The sequence below is a fragment of the Skermanella stibiiresistens SB22 genome, assembly GCF_000576635.1.
In the GTDB taxonomy this organism is placed as follows: Bacteria; Pseudomonadota; Alphaproteobacteria; order Azospirillales; family Azospirillaceae; genus Skermanella; species Skermanella stibiiresistens.
Genome location: NZ_AVFL01000004.1, coordinates 1 through 15,368 on the forward strand (window position 1 = coordinate 1; position 15,368 = coordinate 15,368).

Here is a 15,368-nt window from a genome sequence, read left to right on the forward strand (position 1 = left end):
CCGTCGTCTTGCCGGCGCCGTTGGGACCGATCAGCGCGTGGATGCTGCCCCGCCTGACTTGCAGGTTGACGTCCTTGACCGCGATGAAGCCCTTGAACTGTTTGGTCAGTCCTCGGGTCTCGAGTATGTGATCCCCGTCCATGCGTACCTCCCCTTGACGGACAGCCGCCCCGGGGGCGGTCGGATGTCCTGGATTTTGCGTGTAGTTAGGGGCTGCGGCCATCCAGTGACACCACCCGAAAGGGTGGCTTTCTGCCGAAACTCCAAAGACCTACGGCAAAAATCCCAATTCCCGTCCCCGTGCGACGGCGCTGGTACGGGTCGTGACGTACAGCTTGGCGAACAACCTCTTCAGGTACCATTTGACCGTGTCCTCTGAGATGCGCAGTCGCTCGCCGATCTCGCGGTTTCGCAATCCTTCCGACACCAGCCGCAGGATCTGGACCTCGCGGTGATGCAGTTGGTCCGACGCCGCCGGAGCCGACCGCGCGCTATCGGGTCGCAGCGTTTCGAGTACGCGACCGGATGTCTCGATCGCCTCCCGGCATTGGGAGATGGCGGTGTCTATGTCGACGGCGGTGCCCGCCGCATAGCCGACCATGACGGCGGCGAAGCCCCGCAGCACCCCTTCGTCATCGGCGTCGAAGCGCTCCAGCCAACGGTTCGCCCGCCGTTGGATCTCGGGCAAGGCGTCACGCTCCTTCGCCATGACACGGCGCGTCAGGACCGCGAGTTGAAGGGCCGAGGCGCAGCCGCCGGTCTTCTCCGTCACTTCCCGGATCTGATCCTCCGACAGGTCCAGCGCCTGGACGCGCGTCAGGTAGTAGCGCGCCTCGTCCAAGGTGAAGCGCAAGTCGGCGGCGCCCAGCTCCAGCAAGGCGCCACAGGCGCGATAGCGCTCCAACGGCAGCGGTGGTTCGCTCCGCGCCGCGATCACCAAGGTGTGACTGGCGGGTAGGGTACTGAGCATCAGGTTGATGTCGCGATGGATCGTCGGATCGGTCACCGCTTGATAATCATCGAGGAACAGGATGACGGGTTGGCCATCCCGCTCGAACACCTCGGACAGATCCGCCAGGACGCTCTTCGGGTCCAGGCCATCCTGGAGAAGCGACCGCCACCCGACAGACATGCCGCGGTTGCGCGCGATGGCGTGCCACCGCGCCATCAACACGGTCTTGCCGATGCCGGCTGGTCCCGACAGCAACACGAGACGTGACCGGTCGAACTCGCCGACAAGGTCTTCCAGCCGGGACCGAAAGACGAGACACGTGTCCATCGGCTCGATGTTCAGATTATCGCTAATTTTCCGCAACGTTTCCGTTGTCCTTTGTCCCAGGGCAAGCCCGAGAACCAATGATGGGATATCCCCGTGTGTAACGGTATTGTCCCGCCTGCTTCAACCGCTACATGCCCTTGAGAGATTTAGACCGCCAAACTTCTGGACGGCTTACCGCCTATGGTCCTTGATTGGCCAATGGTTCTTGATCGAGGGTGATGGGATTGTGGCTGGTGGTGTTCTTGCGGCCGTCCAAGCTCCAGTCCACCATGCCGGCCAAAGTGCCTAAATACGGGGCCTAAATACGGGGCCAAAATACGGGGCCAAAAGACGGGGGAAGTCGGTGATCATCAGGAAAGTCACGCGCATGATGGCCGGGCTGACGGCGATGATGGCCATCGTCTCCGGTTGCGGTGGCGTCGGTACGCCCGGCGATGGGATGCCCGACTTCGTCCGGGGGGATCTTCAGCGAACCTATTTCGATGGCAAGACCAACGATCTGCTGACCGGCGGCCTGGGCTCGGCCGGGCTGGCGAACGCGACGCCCCCCGCCTTCGCCGATCCGGCCAATCCGACGGCGGCGGAACTGCGGACGCGCGCGATCCACGCCAACTATCGGGCCTTGGTCGACATGACGCCTGGCGGAGGGTACGGCTCGCTCTACGGGCCAGCCGTCGGCATCGGCGGCGCCGGCCTGATCGCCGGGCATGAGTATATCGCCTTGGCCGACGGCGGAAGGCGGCACGGCATCGCATCCTGGACCCAGGAATGGGGTGGCGAGCGGGTCACCCTGATGGTGCAGGTGCCCGATGGCTTCGCCATGGGACAGGCTTGCATCGTGACGGCGCCGTCCTCGGGTTCGCGTGGGGTCTATGGCGCCATCGCGACGGCGGGCGAGTGGGGGCTGAAACGGGGCTGCGCGGTGGCCTATACCGACAAGGGCACCGGCATGGGCGTCCACGACCTCGATCGCGACACGGTCAACCTGATCACCGGGGAGCGGGTGTCGGCCAGCGCTCAACCTGACCGTGTCAATTTCCGCGCCGACCTAAGCGAGCCGGAGCGCGCCGCCTTCGCCGCCGCGTTTCCCCATCGGCTGGCCTGGAAGCACGCCCATTCCCGAGACAATCCGGAAAGCCACTGGGGCCAGGATGTCCTCAACTCGATCGAATTGGCCTTCGCGGTGCTCAACCGGTACCACGCCGCACCCAACGGTCGGAAATACACGCCCGAGAACACGGTGGTGATCGCGTCCAGCGTCTCCAATGGCGGCGGCGCCTCGCTGCGGGCGGCGGAGGAGGACCGCGGCAACCTGATCGACGGCGTGGCGGTGTCGGAGCCGAATGTCCAGCCACGGTTCGACCCTTCGTTCGCGATCCGTCAAGGCGACGGCCCACCGGTCCGGGACCACAGCCGCCCCTTGCTGGACTACATCACCCTGGTCAACCTGTACGAACCCTGCGCCGCCCTCTCGATCGCCGACGCTCCCCTCAACACGGCGGCGTCGGCGGGGCGCTGCGAGGCCTTGGCGCGGGCGGGGTTGCTGAAGGCCAGCACGACGGTGGCCCAGGCGGTGGAGGCGCGGGCCGCGATCAACGCCCACGGCATCCTGCCCGAGCAGAATTTCCTTCAGCCGGCCTACAACACCTTCTTCGTGCCCCAGTCGATCGCGGTCACCTACGCCAGCGCCTATGCGAGGGCGGGCGTCGAGAAAAACCTTTGCGGCTACGGCTTCGCCTATCAGGAGAACGGCGTCCCGGCACCGCTTTCCGAGGTGGACGCGGCGAACCTGTTCGCGGTCGGCAATGGCATTCCTCCCACCGGCAAGGTCGTGCTGATCAACAACGACGCGCCCGGCGGTCCCCGCGAGGATCGGTCATCGACGCCGGATCAGAACATGGCCGGGGCGCTGTGCCTGCGCGCCCTGGCTACCGGAACCGATCCGGTCTCGGGAAATCCCCTGACCGGCGAGGCGGCCGAGCGGCGGCGGCGGGTCGAGGAGGGCATCGCGGCGGTCCAGGCCACCGGCAACCCGCGTGGCAAGCCGGTCGTGATCGTCCAGGGACGCGCCGACGGCATCATTCCGCCAAACCACGCGGCCCGGCCCTATTACGCCTTGGCCCTCAAAGCGGGGAAAAGGGGTGGCGATGTCCGGTACTACGAGGTCACCAACGCGACGCACCTGGACGCGTTCAACGCGTTTCCCGGCTTCGACACAAGGTATGTGCCGCTGCACGCCTATTATTTCCAGGCGCTCGACCTGATGTGGGATCATTTGGTCAATGGGGCGCCGCTGCCACCGAGCCAAGTCGTCCACACCGCGCCGCGCGGACCAGGAGAGGGGACCGGGATGGGAGCGCCGCCGATCGGTCCCGCCAACCTGCCGCCAATCCGCCAGGACGCCAGCGCCGATTCGTTGATCAAGTTCGATGGCGCCACGCTGTCGATCCCGGAATGATCAGCCCTGGACTCCTACCCCTCGGCCAAGCCCATGTTCTTGAGGGCCGCGGTCAGGGCGTTGCGCAGGCGGACATCGTCATAGGGCTTGCCGACGAAGCCCACCGGATCGGCGGCTTGGGCGCGGGTCATGGTGGCGTGGTCGCTGAAGGCGCTCATGAACAGCGACGGGATGCCCCAGCGCTGGCGGATCTCGACGGCGGCGTCGATGCCGTCGGTGCCGTTGGCCAGCCTGATGTCCATCAGGATCAGGTCGGGTCGGTAATCCTCGGCCGCCATCACCGCGCCGGGACCGGACACCGCCTTGCCACACACCAAGAATCCCAGATCCTCGACCATTTCCTCCAGCAGCATCGCGGGTATCGCCTCATCCTCGACGATCAGGATGCGGACGTCGCTCGACGGCTCCCGCTCCGGCTTGTCGGAGGGCGGCTTTTCCAAGGGCCGCGGGCCGGCTTGTCTGGAATGGACGAGTCTGATCTTCGAGATTGCTTGCATGTCGCCAGGCTACGGTTTCGGACTCAAAAGGGGCATCACGTCAACACCCGGCGGCTCGATTTGTCCTGACGCCCACGAAGCGGTCGCTCGAAAGGGCCATTCCCCGGCAGGCCGTCATCCCACCGCCGAGATCAGGAATCGGGTGCCGGTCTTGCCGGAATCGCACGTCAGCTCGGCGCCGACCTGGCTCAGCAAGGCGAAGACCATGCGCATCCCGAGGCTTTCGGTCTTCGTGGGGTCCAGCCCCGCTGGCAATCCGACGCCCTCGTCCTCTACGCTGGCGGTGAATCCGTCGTCATCCGGCAGAGTCTTGAAGCCGACCCGAATCACGCCGCGGCGGCCCGCCGGATAAGCGTATTTGACGGCGTTGGTGACCAGTTCGTTGATGATCAGCGCCAGCGGGATCACCTTGTCGGTCGGCAACTCATGGGTGTCGGCTTGGACCTCGATGTGGTGGCCCTGTTCTATCATCGCGGAATGGGCCAGATCGGCGCAGAGGTCGCGGAGGAACTGGCCGAACTCGACCACACCGACCTTGTCCGTCTTGTACAGGCGCTCGTGGACCCGGGCGATCGTCGCGACGCGCGCGCAGGCCTCGTCGAAATGGCGGCGGGTGACGGGATCGGCGATCTGGCGGCTTTCCAGGCGCAGCAGGCTGGAGACGAGCTGGAGGCTGTTCTTGACCCTATGGTTGACCTCCTTCAGCATCAGGTCCTTCTGCTGGATCGACCGCCGCAGTTCCAGCAGCGCCATCACTTGACGAGCGAGCGTGGAGAGCGCGGCCCGCTGCTCCTCGTCAAGGTCGCGCGGTTCGTGGTCGAGGACGCAGAGGGTGCCGAGCGCCAGCCCGTCGGCGGTCTTGAGCTGGGCGCCGGCGTAGAAGCGCATGTGGCGAGCGCCCGTCACCAGGGGATTGTCGATGAACCGCTTGTCCGCCCTGAGGTCGGGAATGACGAACAGGCCCGGCTGGCGGATCGCGAACTGACAGACCGAGGAATCCAGATCGGTCTCGCTGGCGCCAAGCCCAACCTCCGACTTGAACCACTGCCGGTTGGCGTCGACGAAGCTGACCAGAGCCACCGGCGCGCGGCAGACATAGGCGGCGAGACGCGTCAGATCGTCGAACTCCTCCTCGCGGGGAGTATCGAGGATGCCGTAACCGCGAAGTGCTTCAAGCCGCTGGATCTCGGAGATCTGCTGCCCAGGAATGGCGCTGCCCATCAAGGTGAATGGTCCCAATAGATCGGAAAACTGGTGGATTGAACATCTTCCGGGATTGAGGAACCCGGAAGATCGATCAGGCTAGGATGATGCACGGAATTAATGTCATGAAAAACACATTTCCGGGTTATCCGCCAATGAGCGGAACATCCTGACGCGGCCACCACCAGCGCATTTGAGGTCTAACGCGCTTGGTCCCTCCTTTGTTGCCGGACTTCGAGGCGGGACACCGAACTTTCCCCCTTGTCTCCTGGCCGATCGACGCGGGGGGTGATCAAATGACCCCGCTGGAAAATCAGGCGGCTTCCTCGGATCCCTCGGGCATCGCGAGGTCCAGGCGCGTGCCGGTCGCGTGGGCGTAGAGCAGCAGGTCGTTCAGCAGCTCGCTCTCGGCGTCGGCCGAGTCCTTGCGCCGGATGGCGACCAGCCGGTCGAGAGCCTTGATGTTGAAGCCGGCCGACTTGGCCTCGCCCTTCAAATCCTTCAGATCGCTTTTCAGCCCTTCGATCTCATTCAGCAGATTTTCCATGCGGTCGGCGAATTGCTTCAGCTGCTCGGCCGTCGTGGCACTGGCGGCGATCCCGGTATCGTTCAAGGTCAACTCCATGAGTGGGGAGCCGCCGTCATACCCGCGCGCGCGGGCGGAGGCAACAGGCCGGTCACGGAACGTTCCACCGTTCCCCATGGTTGGAACCAGGAGCGGCCGCCGCGCGCGGCCCGGCGATTCCACCGACCCAACGACCACAGGGAGAAGGACCAGCAAATGGTTGATGCCATACCCGCTTCCGACCGAGGGCACCGCCGCTATCTCGACAGCACGCCCGAACATCCCTACATCCCCTACGACACGCCCAGCGCCTATGGCCGCATGCGCGTCGGCCGCACCCGGATGGGCGGCCGATCGGGTGGCGGGATCAGCGACGTGATCCGCGAGCATCCCGTTCCCTTCGTCCTGTTCGCCGCCAGCGCCGGCATCCTGCTGGCGGCTTGGCTGGGATACCGGCTCACGCGGGATGACGAGGACGACCGCGACGAGGTGACGGTTGGCTGGGCCATGCCGGATGGGTCGGCGTCCCACTCCGATACGGTGACCAATGTCGCCGCCGACACGCTGGGACAGACCGGGCGCGACAATCCGCCGCGCGTCCACTCCGCCCAAACTCTCCGCTCCGACAAGACGGCCCCGATCTTCGACCGTCCGTGATGGCGGCGATCATCCCCCTCAGCCGCCCGAGAGGGCGGCGATCACCTTAGTGTCCGGCTGAATGGCTCGATGGCGATGCCCTGGGTCTCCAGCCGGGCCCTGATCACGCGGGCCATCTCCACGGCCGCCGGATTGTCGCCATGGACGCAGATGGTGTCGATTCGGGCCGGGATGGTGGCTCCCGTGACCGTCGTGATCGCCTGGGCTTCCAGCATCGCCAGGACGCGGTCAGCCGCCATCTCGGCGTCGTGCAGCACGGCGCCGGGTTTCTTGCGGGACGTCAGGTTGCCGTTGTCGTCATAGGTGCGGTCGGCGAAGACCTCCCGCGCCACCCGCAGGCCCAGCTGGAGCGCCGCGCGCTCCGTCTCCATTCCCGGCATGACGACGAGGATCAGATCGCGGTCCACCGCCCGCGCGGCCCGCGCGCAGGCCAGCGCCAGATCGAGATCCACCGCCGCCATATTGCCGAGCGAGCCATGCGCCTTGACATGGGTCAGGCGGTGGCCGGCGGCCTCGGCCAGCGCGCGAACCGCGCCGATCTGGTAGATCACCATCCTCTCGATGTCGCCGGGATCCTCGCCCTGGATGGGCCGGCGGCCGAAACCCCACGGATCCAGGAAACTCGGATGGGCGCCGACCGCGACCCCGGCGTCCAGCGCCAGCCGGATGGTGCGGTCGATCACCAGCGGATCGCCGGCATGGAAACCACAGGCGACATTCGCGGTCGTCACCAGTTTCAGCATCTCGGCGTCGGCGCCCAGCGTGTAGACGCCGAAGCTCTCTCCCATGTCACAGTTCAGATCGACCTTCGAAACACCCGCCATCGTCCACGAAGCTCCGGCCGCGTTGGTTTCTGAAAACATGCTCAGAATGGCGATTTCGCAGGTGTGGGGCAACTCCCTTGGCATGGTCCGCCACCTTTCTCGAGTCACGAATCCTTGCGAATTAGTACGCTGGCCAAGACGAACCTGCTTCGAAATTGACAATGAATATGCCGGAAAATTCACAGGAATAGCCTTTCAAAGTCACAGCAATTCTCATCGAGGTCACATCTTTGCCACGTTAAATTTTTCTCTATTTCGAATACATTCGCGACCAAGAGAGAGAGCTAGTCTGCATTCGCTTAAGTGAAATTTAACTTTTGAGTGCTTAGATACATGGCGAGATGCCGTGGGTCGGACCTAATGCTTGATCTGCTGTAAGTAGTCTGGGTCCTGGTGATCCTGTTTCCTTGCAGTGACTTGTTGGAGTGCGAATTCGCAGTTCGTTTACTTGGCTTCGCTTACGCCGCACGAAGACGTCGGATTATTCCATCGACAGGCCACAGACCACGATGGATCACCCGATGGGGCGAAAGTGGGACAACGGCGGACGGGGCTGGGGCAGAGCGGCGGGCGCGTGCCGCCGCCAACGAATTTGAGAGCAGGAGCCGCCGCCACCGGAGAGTGGTGGTTTGTGCAACCAAAAACAAACTGGAAGACACCATGTACCATTCGAGATCTGGAGTAGAGCGATTGGTTTCCGAAGGTCAGGCCATCGGAAACGCCACTTCACTCACGAACGATATGGCCGAGGCGCGAAAATCTTCCGGTTTTAGTGGTTTGGAACATTACAATTCGGTTTTTGACTCCGCGATCGCGACGACTTCAGAACGAAAGAATGACTGTTTCCGTATTCGTTATCAGGTTTATTGCATCGATAACGCCTTCGAGGACCCGGCGAACAGCCCCGATGGTCTCGAGAGCGACGCCTCCGACGGCCATTCCACCCACGCGATCATGACCCACCGCACCACCGGCGACGCGATCGGCACGGTCCGCCTCGTCCTGCCGCGGGACGCCGGCGAGACCCGGATGCTGCCGATGCGCCGGATCGCGGGTGCCGTCGCCGCCGACGGCGTGGTTCCCTTCCCGATCCACCGCACAGCCGAGATCTCCCGCTTCTCGATCGTCAAGAGCTTCCGCCAGCATGTCCCGGCCGCCGGTGTCGAGGCGACGCTTTCTCCCGAGGAATGGCGCAAGATGCTCTTCCATCTGCCGCTCGGGCTCATTAAATCCTGTGTCGAGATGAGTGCCCGCGAAGGGATCACCCATTGGGCGGCCGTGATGGAGCCAGCCTTGCTCCGCCTGCTGACCCGCCTTGGCATCCATTTCACCCCGCTGGGTTCGCTGGTCGAGTACCATGGCCGCCGTCAGCCCTGCTGGGCCGATCTGGGGGCTCTGCTGAGCAGGGTCCACGCCGAGCGTCCCGACGTGTGGGAAATCATCACCGACGGTGGCCGCTTGTGGCCGCTGGACGAAACCGCCTCCATCGATGCCATGGCGGTTCCCGCCGCCCAGGCGTCACGCCGTGCCATGGCGCTCTAACCGGTGATCGACCGGTATGGGGCGCGCGAGATCAAACAGCGTCCCTGTCATTGAGGAAACAACAGCCATGACGACCCCCATGATGCCCGCGGGCAGCTTCGACTTCGATTATGACGAAGCGTTCAGCCGCAACATCGGGTGGGTCACCGAGTGGGAACAGCAGATCCTCCGCACCAAGCGGGTCGCCATCGCCGGCATGGGGGGAGTAGGCGGCGTCCATCTCCTGACCTTGGCCAGACTGGGCATCGGCGCTTTCAACGTCTCGGACATGGATGTCTTCGAGACCGTCAATTTCAACCGCCAGATCGGCGCCAGCACGGCCACATTGGGCCGTCCGAAGGTCGACGTGATGGCGGCGATGGCGCGCGACATCAACCCGACCGCCGAGATCCGGCGTTTCCCCGATGGGATCAACGACGCGAACATCGACGAATTCCTGGATGGCGTCGATCTGTTCATCGATGGATTCGACTTCTTCGTGCTGGATGTCCGCGCCAAGGTTTTCGCCCGCTGCGCCGAGCTTGGCATCCCGGCTATCACCGCCGGCCCGATCGGCATGGGCACCGCCTATATCGTCTTCATGCCGGGCGGCATGACCTTCGAGCAGTATTTCGGGCTTGAGGGCCAGCCGATCGAGCAGCAATACGTCAACTTCCTGGTCGGCTTGACCCCGCGCGGCATGCACCGCTCCTATCTGGTCGATCCCTCCAGGCTGGATCTGGTCAACCAGCGGGGTCCGTCGACCGCCATGGCCTGCCAGATCTGCGCCGGCGTCACCGGGATCGAGGCGCTCCGCATCCTGCTGAACCGCGGTGGCGTCAAGGCGGCCCCCTGGTTCCACCAGTTCGACGCCTATCGCAGCCGATTCGTCAGCCGCAAGCTGCCCGGCGGCAGCCGCCACATCGGCCAGCGCCTCAAGCAGAAGCTGGGCCTGCGCATGATGAAGGCGATCGCCCGCAACGCGCCGCGGGTCAAGCCGGAGCCACCCGCCACCGAGATCGAGAGGATCCTCGATCTGGCGCGCTGGGCACCCAGCGGCGACAACAGCCAGCCTTGGCGCTTCCATATCGAGGACGACGAGGCGGTGACGGTGAGGATCCGCAACGAGGGTGGCGTCAACGTCTATGAATACGCCAACGGCCAGCCGACCCTGCTGTCGGCCGGTCACCTGCTGGAGTCGATGCGGATCGCCGCCGCGCGCTTCGGCCGGCGGATGGAGTGGAGCCAATCAGGCGAGCGGGGTGCCAGTCTGGATATCAAGGTCAGGTTCCCGCGCCAGCCCGGCGTGCGGCCCGATCCCTTGGAAAGCTTCGTCAAGCTGCGTTCGGTCGACCGCGCCAGCTACAAGACCGACGCCCTGACGCCGGTCCATAAGGCCGCCATGGCCGAGGCGCTGGGTCCCGATCTCGTGATCGATTGGTTCGAGAGCCGCGGCCAACGCTGGAAATTCTCCCGCTTGTACGGTCTGGCGACCGATATCCGCCTGCGCTGCCGCGAGGCCTACGACGTCCATCGCCGCATGATCGACTGGGACAACCATTTCAGCCCGCATGGCTTGCCAGCCGGGGCGATCGGTCTCGACAGCGTGACCCGAAAGATGATGCGGTGGGCCCTGGAGGATTGGTCCAGGGTCGAGCGGATGAACCTGCTGGGCACGGGGGCGGCGAGCCTGCAGCTGGACATCCTGCCGGGCATGGCCTGTGCCGGCCACTTCACCATCAGCTGGCGCGAGCCGCGCGTGGCACCGCCAACGGCGGACGAACTGCTGAACGCCGGCCAGCGGCTGCAACGCTTCTGGCTGACCGCGACACGTTTCGGATTGGCGCTGCAGCCCAGCCTGGCGCCGCTCGCCTTCGCCACCTACGCCGTCACCGGCACCCGTTTCACCGAAGCGCCAAAGCTGATCGCCAAGGCGGAGAAGCTGGCGGTCGAGCTTGGTCGGGTGACGGGCCATGAGGTCGACGCGTTGGTCTTCATGGGCCGAATCGGCCATCCGAAGACGACCCGACCGGTCAGCCGATCGCACCGCCTGCCGCTCGCCGACCTGATCACCGGCGACCAGCGCCAAGCCGCCGTTCAGGAGGATTTGGTGGGCGAGGGGCCGGAAGCCGTCGTGGCCCGTAGCGCCTGACGGTCTAAAGCCCCAGGACCCGGTTGATCTCCGCCTCCAGCTGGTTTGGCAGGACGGGCTTGAACAGGATCCCGGAGGGGTGATCCTCGTGAATGCGTTTCACGGTCTCCGCGTCGCGTGAGCCGGTGATGAAAATCACCGGCGTGGGATGCGTGTCGTGGATTTCGCGCGCGGCGTCCACGCCGTCCGCCTGTCCCTTCAGCCTGACATCCATCAGGACCAGCGAAGGACGGTGCGTCCGTGCCAGTTCGACGGCCTTGGCCGCCGTGGCCGCGGTCCCGCAAACCGTGAACCCCATGTCATTGAGGGCGATGGTCAGGGCGAGCGCGATCAACTGCTCGTCGTCGACGACCAGGACGCAGGTCTTTTCGATCGTCATGACTTGATTTCGGGTAAGGGCATCCGGACTTCGACCTTGGTTCCGCCAGCATGGAACACCGCCATTCCACCCTCCAATTGGACCACGAGAGCCTCAACGACGCTGAGACCCAACGGCCCACCCTTGTGGGGAGTTCCATGCCCCGGTCCGATCGCGCCTCCATTGTCCATCACGGTCAGCGTCACGCCGGCATCCGGGGATCTCCGCAGGCGGATCCGCACCTCGCCAGCCCGGTCGCGGGGATCCTGGCGCCTCAGGGCGTCCAGGACCAATTCCGTCACCAGCAGGCCGAGGGGGATGGCGAAATCGAGATCGACCGTCAGGGCGTCCGCCTCCACGGAGATGTCGACGTCGACCTTCGCGCTTCCACCGCCTCCGCCTCTGGAGGCGATGAGATCGCGGCCAAGTTCATCGAGGAAGGGACGGATGTCGAATGTCGCCAGATCACTCGACGTCATCAACTGCTGGTGGACAAGCCCGAGGGCGTTGATGCGGCGGCGCAGATTGCGCAGGACGTCCTCGGGGGGCGGTCCCCGCAGGCTGGACGCCTCGATGGCGACGATGCTGTCGATGACCTGGAGGTTGTTCTTGACGCGGTGATAGACCTCGCGCAGCAAAAGGCTCCGCTCGTCCAGGGCTTGGCGCAGGCGCTGGTTGGACCGCTCGAGTTCGGCGGTGCGTTCGGTGACGCGGCGCTCCAGGTTCTCATTGACGTGCCGCAGGCGGGCCAGCGCTCCCGCCAGCGAGCGGTGCAGCCGGGAGAACTGGCTCAGGAAGAACATGAGCAGGAAGCAGGACGAGATGAAGCCGCTGATCCGGCTCAGGTCCCAGCCGATGGTGTAGCGGGCGCCGCCCGAGACGGCGAGCGCGTTGAAGGCGGCGAAGGCGATCAAGGCCAAGCCGAGCCATCCGAACAGCGCATCCTGCCCGCGTGAGTTCCGCCAAAGCGCGACGAAGGCGGCCATCGACAGCGCCACCGAAGTCCATTGGGCGGTGTTGCCCCACGAGGCGAAGACATTTCCCTGGAGTTGTGCCGGCATCCAGGCTTCGCCGGCGGTGGCGATCACCGTGAGCGCCCCGACGAGCGCCAGCACGGCCACCATGGCCGAGACCATCGCCCGGTCGGCATGGGGTTCCGCGATCTGGCGCCCTCCGGACCGGGCCTCGATGGCGACGGCCAGCAGGACCAGCGACGGGAACCCGACGATCCAGAAGATGAATAGCCATCCCACCGACTGGGCGCTGCCGATCAAGGGCTCGTTCGGAATCCAGGCGCCTGGAAATGTCAGGATGTGGAGAAGCGCCATCGCGGCACTGAAGAAATAGGCGCCGGCCAGCGGAAGCAGCGACGGGGACCGGATCGCCCGGAAATGGACGATCAGCAGGAAGCCCGTGCAAAGGTCCGCGATCAGCACTCCGGCGCCGAAGGTCGTCGTGACGGCGGGAATGACGGGGCCGGGTAGCGCCGCGAAGGGCAGGACCGCGAGGGTCGCGAGGATGTAGGCGACGCTTAGGATAGTTATGATTCGCCGCGCGCCGTCCGTGGCGCTTTCGTCCACGAAGGTGCCGGGTTGCTTGTGTCGCACGCTCGCATCCAGAATAGCGTGAGGGCCCGGGGGAAACCCCCGAGCCCTCCAAGTTCTTCGCGCCAGGAAGGCTGGAGCGATCAGCCGTGCTTGCGGGACCGCGAGGCGGCGCCGAGACCCAGCAGGCCCATGCCCAGCAACGCCAGGGTGGCGGGCTCCGGAACCTCGGTCGGCGGCGTCTCCGCGGCGACCAGCGTCAGGTTGGCGTTACCCGAAACCGGCAGCGCCCAACCATCGATCGAGGGCTGGAAGCTGCTGGTCAGGTTGACCAGGGTGCCGAGGCCGAAGTAGCTGGCGGCGGCGCCACCGCTGACGTTCAGCTCACCGATACCCGTGCCGTTGACCAACTCGCTGTCGGAGAACTGGTTGCCCGTTCCGAACAGGGTGCCGGTCTGGCCGGCATTCGGGCCGATCACCGCGGTGGTTTCCCGGCCGGTCAGCGTCATCCACAGATCGCCATCGGAGAAGCCGGAGATGGTCGACAGATCGCTGTCCGGGGTCTCGTCGACGTAGAAGTTGATCAACCCGCCGCCGAAGGCCACGGTGTTGTCATCATCCGCCGTGTTGAACTCCCGCACGACATAGTTGTCGAACGTGAAGGTCAATTCGCAGGCGCCGCTGACGCAGATGTCGTTGCCGAAGCGGGAGTTGATCTGCGAGACGCGGCCAAAGCCGCTGAGAACGTCGCCGACGCCGCCGACGAAGGTCTCGGTGATGTTGGTGAACTCGAACGTCGTGTCGCCAGGACCGCTCACGTAGATGCCAGCGACCGGAGTCTCCACCGCCATCGCCGAGCCCGCGCCCAGCGTCATGACGGTGCCGACGGCGGCGGCGGTCATCGCCTTTTTGATCATGCTTTTCATTAACTTTGCCCTCCAAGTCGCAAGGATGCGATTGCACAGGGATGTAAGCAAGCGGTGTGCCGAACGGAAAAATATGTTCGAAATCAATGCGGTAAGTATTTGGATTGGGTGAGGCGTGGCCGAAGTGTAAAGAAAGCTGACGGAATCACCCTATCGGGTCGCCAAACCAAGCCGGCGAAGCGCTCCCTGAGCCGCGACGACGCCTCCGCTCAGCGCAGCCTGGAGGAGATAGCCGCCGGTGGGAGCCTCCCAGTCCAGCATTTCGCCGGCCAAAAACACGCCGGGGAGACGTCGGAGCATCAAATCGTCGTCCAGTTCGGCCAAATCGACGCCGCCAGCGGTGGAAATCGCCCGTTCGATCGGTTTCACACCGGTCAGGCGCAAGGGCAGGGCCTTGACCAGTTCGGCGATCCGGCTGGGGCCGCTGTCAGCTCCGGCGACGCCCCGCAGCAATCCGGGCAGGGGACCTGTCAAATTCACTGACTTCCGCAGCCAGTTGGCCCAGGATTCCGATCCGCGAGGCCGGCGCAGCCGATCACGAATCTGATCGGTGGTCAGTTGGGGACGCAGGTCGATGGTCAGCGTGGCGGACCCATCCCGCTCGATCGCGTCGCGCAGCGGCGCGCTGAGGGCGTATACGGCGCCGCCCTCGACCCCGGTGCGGGTCAGGATCAGCTCGCCCCGGACGGTGTGCCCCTCGAAGGTCAGGGCGAGGTTCTTCAGCGGCTCGCCCTGATGCTTCTCGATGAAGCGTTCGTCCCAGGCGACGTCGAAGCCGCAGTTGGACGGCCGCAGCGGACGGACCACGACGCCTTTCGCCTCCATGATGCCGGCCCAGGCGCCATCGGAACCAAGCCGGGGCCAGCTGGCTCCGCCCAGGGCCAGGATCACCGCGTCCGCCGCGACCGGCGACCGGGCGCCGTCCGGCCCCTCGACCAAAGCGGCGCCGGCATCGTCGAACCCAACCCAGCGGTGCCGCCGGTGGAGCGTGACACCCAATCCATCGAGCCGCCGCAGCCACGCGCGGAGCAGCGGCGAGGCCTTGAACTGGACCGGAAACACCCGCCCGCTGCTGCCGACGAAGGTCTCGATGCCAAGGCCGGTGGCCCAGGCGCGGAGATCGTCGGGGGAGAAGCGCTCCAGCCATGTCCGCGCGACATCGGCCCGGTCGCCATAGTGGGCGGCGAAGTCGGCCAGGGGTTCGGAGTGGGTCAGGTTGAGACCGCCGCGGCCAGCCAGCAGGAACTTGCGTCCGACCGATGGCATCGCGTCGAAGATCTCGACCTTGACCCCCGCCTCGGCCAGGACCGTGGCGGCCATCAGGCCGGCGGGACCGCCCCCGATGACGGCGGCGCGCACGGAGGGGAGCGGAGAGGGTGCCATG

At 65.3% G+C, this 15,368-nt stretch carries 14 protein-coding genes; 4 read left to right on the top strand and 10 right to left on the bottom strand.

Annotated elements, in window-relative coordinates:
• A partial coding sequence (locus tag N825_RS06770; protein WP_037448877.1) for an ATP-binding cassette domain-containing protein occupies positions 1-142 on the bottom strand: 142 nt, incomplete at its 3' end.
• 129 nt (positions 143-271) lie between these two features.
• The gene (locus tag N825_RS06775) at positions 272-1,279 is read right to left on the bottom strand and encodes a helix-turn-helix transcriptional regulator (protein ID WP_037448879.1); all 1,008 of its coding nucleotides are present in this window, start codon (positions 1,277-1,279) and stop codon (positions 272-274) included.
• A 343-nt stretch (positions 1,280-1,622) separates the two neighbouring features.
• Here N825_RS06775 and N825_RS06780 point away from each other — a divergent pair, with 343 nt between their 5' ends.
• Positions 1,623-3,737: a 3-hydroxybutyrate oligomer hydrolase family protein gene (locus N825_RS06780; RefSeq protein WP_211098385.1), complete on the top strand. Its 2,115-nt coding sequence runs from the start codon at positions 1,623-1,625 to the stop codon at positions 3,735-3,737.
• 14 nt (positions 3,738-3,751) lie between these two features.
• On the opposite strand, the gene N825_RS06785 is transcribed toward N825_RS06780, so the two are convergent.
• From N825_RS06785 to N825_RS39660, 3 genes are all read right to left on the bottom strand, one after another.
• Positions 3,752-4,177, bottom strand: a complete 426-nt coding sequence (locus tag N825_RS06785; protein ID WP_051511655.1) for a response regulator — start codon at positions 4,175-4,177, stop codon at positions 3,752-3,754.
• Positions 4,178-4,348: 171 nt separating this feature from the next.
• Entirely contained in the window at positions 4,349-5,455 is a 1,107-nt protein-coding gene (locus N825_RS06790) for a sensor histidine kinase (protein WP_063833672.1), read from the bottom strand.
• Positions 5,456-5,750: 295 nt separating this feature from the next.
• Positions 5,751-6,050, bottom strand: a complete 300-nt coding sequence (locus N825_RS39660; protein WP_198038213.1) for a GapR family DNA-binding domain-containing protein — start codon at positions 6,048-6,050, stop codon at positions 5,751-5,753.
• Between the two features lie 168 nt (positions 6,051-6,218).
• Here N825_RS39660 and N825_RS39665 point away from each other — a divergent pair, with 168 nt between their 5' ends.
• Positions 6,219-6,659: a hypothetical protein gene (locus N825_RS39665; RefSeq protein ID WP_037448882.1), complete on the top strand. Its 441-nt coding sequence runs from the start codon at positions 6,219-6,221 to the stop codon at positions 6,657-6,659.
• A gap of 41 nt (positions 6,660-6,700) precedes the next feature.
• On the opposite strand, the gene N825_RS06805 is transcribed toward N825_RS39665, so the two are convergent.
• The gene (locus N825_RS06805) at positions 6,701-7,483 is read right to left on the bottom strand and encodes a LamB/YcsF family protein (protein ID WP_037448885.1); all 783 of its coding nucleotides are present in this window, start codon (positions 7,481-7,483) and stop codon (positions 6,701-6,703) included.
• Between the two features lie 741 nt (positions 7,484-8,224).
• Here N825_RS06805 and N825_RS06810 point away from each other — a divergent pair.
• Together N825_RS06810 and N825_RS06815 are read left to right on the top strand one after the other, a co-directional pair.
• Entirely contained in the window at positions 8,225-9,025 is an 801-nt protein-coding gene (locus N825_RS06810) for a PEP-CTERM/exosortase system-associated acyltransferase (protein WP_245613047.1), read from the top strand.
• 67 nt (positions 9,026-9,092) lie between these two features.
• Complete coding sequence (locus N825_RS06815; RefSeq protein ID WP_063833652.1) at positions 9,093-11,156, top strand: ThiF family adenylyltransferase; 2,064 nt, start codon at positions 9,093-9,095, stop codon at positions 11,154-11,156.
• 4 nt (positions 11,157-11,160) lie between these two features.
• Here N825_RS06815 and N825_RS06820 read toward each other — a convergent pair whose 3' ends face one another.
• The 4 genes from N825_RS06820 to N825_RS06835 form a co-directional block, all read right to left on the bottom strand.
• Positions 11,161-11,535, bottom strand: a complete 375-nt coding sequence (locus tag N825_RS06820; RefSeq protein ID WP_037448888.1) for a response regulator — start codon at positions 11,533-11,535, stop codon at positions 11,161-11,163.
• Complete coding sequence (locus N825_RS36250; RefSeq protein ID WP_051511659.1) at positions 11,532-13,121, bottom strand: sensor histidine kinase; 1,590 nt, start codon at positions 13,119-13,121, stop codon at positions 11,532-11,534. The genes N825_RS06820 and N825_RS36250 overlap by 4 nt, the downstream gene beginning before the upstream one ends.
• Positions 13,122-13,201: 80 nt before the next feature.
• Positions 13,202-13,984 (bottom strand): PEP-CTERM sorting domain-containing protein, encoded by a 783-nt coding sequence (locus N825_RS39670; RefSeq protein WP_037448891.1) that lies wholly within the window; start codon positions 13,982-13,984, stop codon positions 13,202-13,204.
• A 150-nt stretch (positions 13,985-14,134) separates the two neighbouring features.
• A complete protein-coding gene (locus N825_RS06835) occupies positions 14,135-15,367 on the bottom strand; it encodes a BaiN/RdsA family NAD(P)/FAD-dependent oxidoreductase (protein WP_037449415.1) in 1,233 nt (410 codons plus the stop codon).
• Between the last annotated feature and the right edge of the window lies 1 nt (position 15,368).

Excerpts from the sequence above, each read along its gene's own strand:
- N825_RS06775 (WP_037448879.1), bottom strand. The coding sequence starts at position 1,279 with ATGGACACGTGTCTCGTCTTTCGGTCCCGGCTGGAAGACCTTGTCGGC.
- N825_RS06790 (WP_063833672.1), bottom strand. The coding sequence starts at position 5,455 with ATGGGCAGCGCCATTCCTGGGCAGCAGATCTCCGAGATCCAGCGGCTT.
- N825_RS39665 (WP_037448882.1), top strand. The coding sequence starts at position 6,219 with ATGGTTGATGCCATACCCGCTTCCGACCGAGGGCACCGCCGCTATCTC.
- N825_RS06805 (WP_037448885.1), bottom strand. The coding sequence starts at position 7,483 with ATGGCGGGTGTTTCGAAGGTCGATCTGAACTGTGACATGGGAGAGAGC.
- N825_RS06810 (WP_245613047.1), top strand. The coding sequence starts at position 8,225 with ATGGCCGAGGCGCGAAAATCTTCCGGTTTTAGTGGTTTGGAACATTAC.
- N825_RS06815 (WP_063833652.1), top strand. The coding sequence starts at position 9,093 with ATGACGACCCCCATGATGCCCGCGGGCAGCTTCGACTTCGATTATGAC.
- N825_RS06820 (WP_037448888.1), bottom strand. The coding sequence starts at position 11,535 with ATGACGATCGAAAAGACCTGCGTCCTGGTCGTCGACGACGAGCAGTTG.
- N825_RS39670 (WP_037448891.1), bottom strand. The coding sequence starts at position 13,984 with ATGAAAAGCATGATCAAAAAGGCGATGACCGCCGCCGCCGTCGGCACC.
- N825_RS06835 (WP_037449415.1), bottom strand. The coding sequence starts at position 15,367 with ATGGCACCCTCTCCGCTCCCCTCCGTGCGCGCCGCCGTCATCGGGGGC.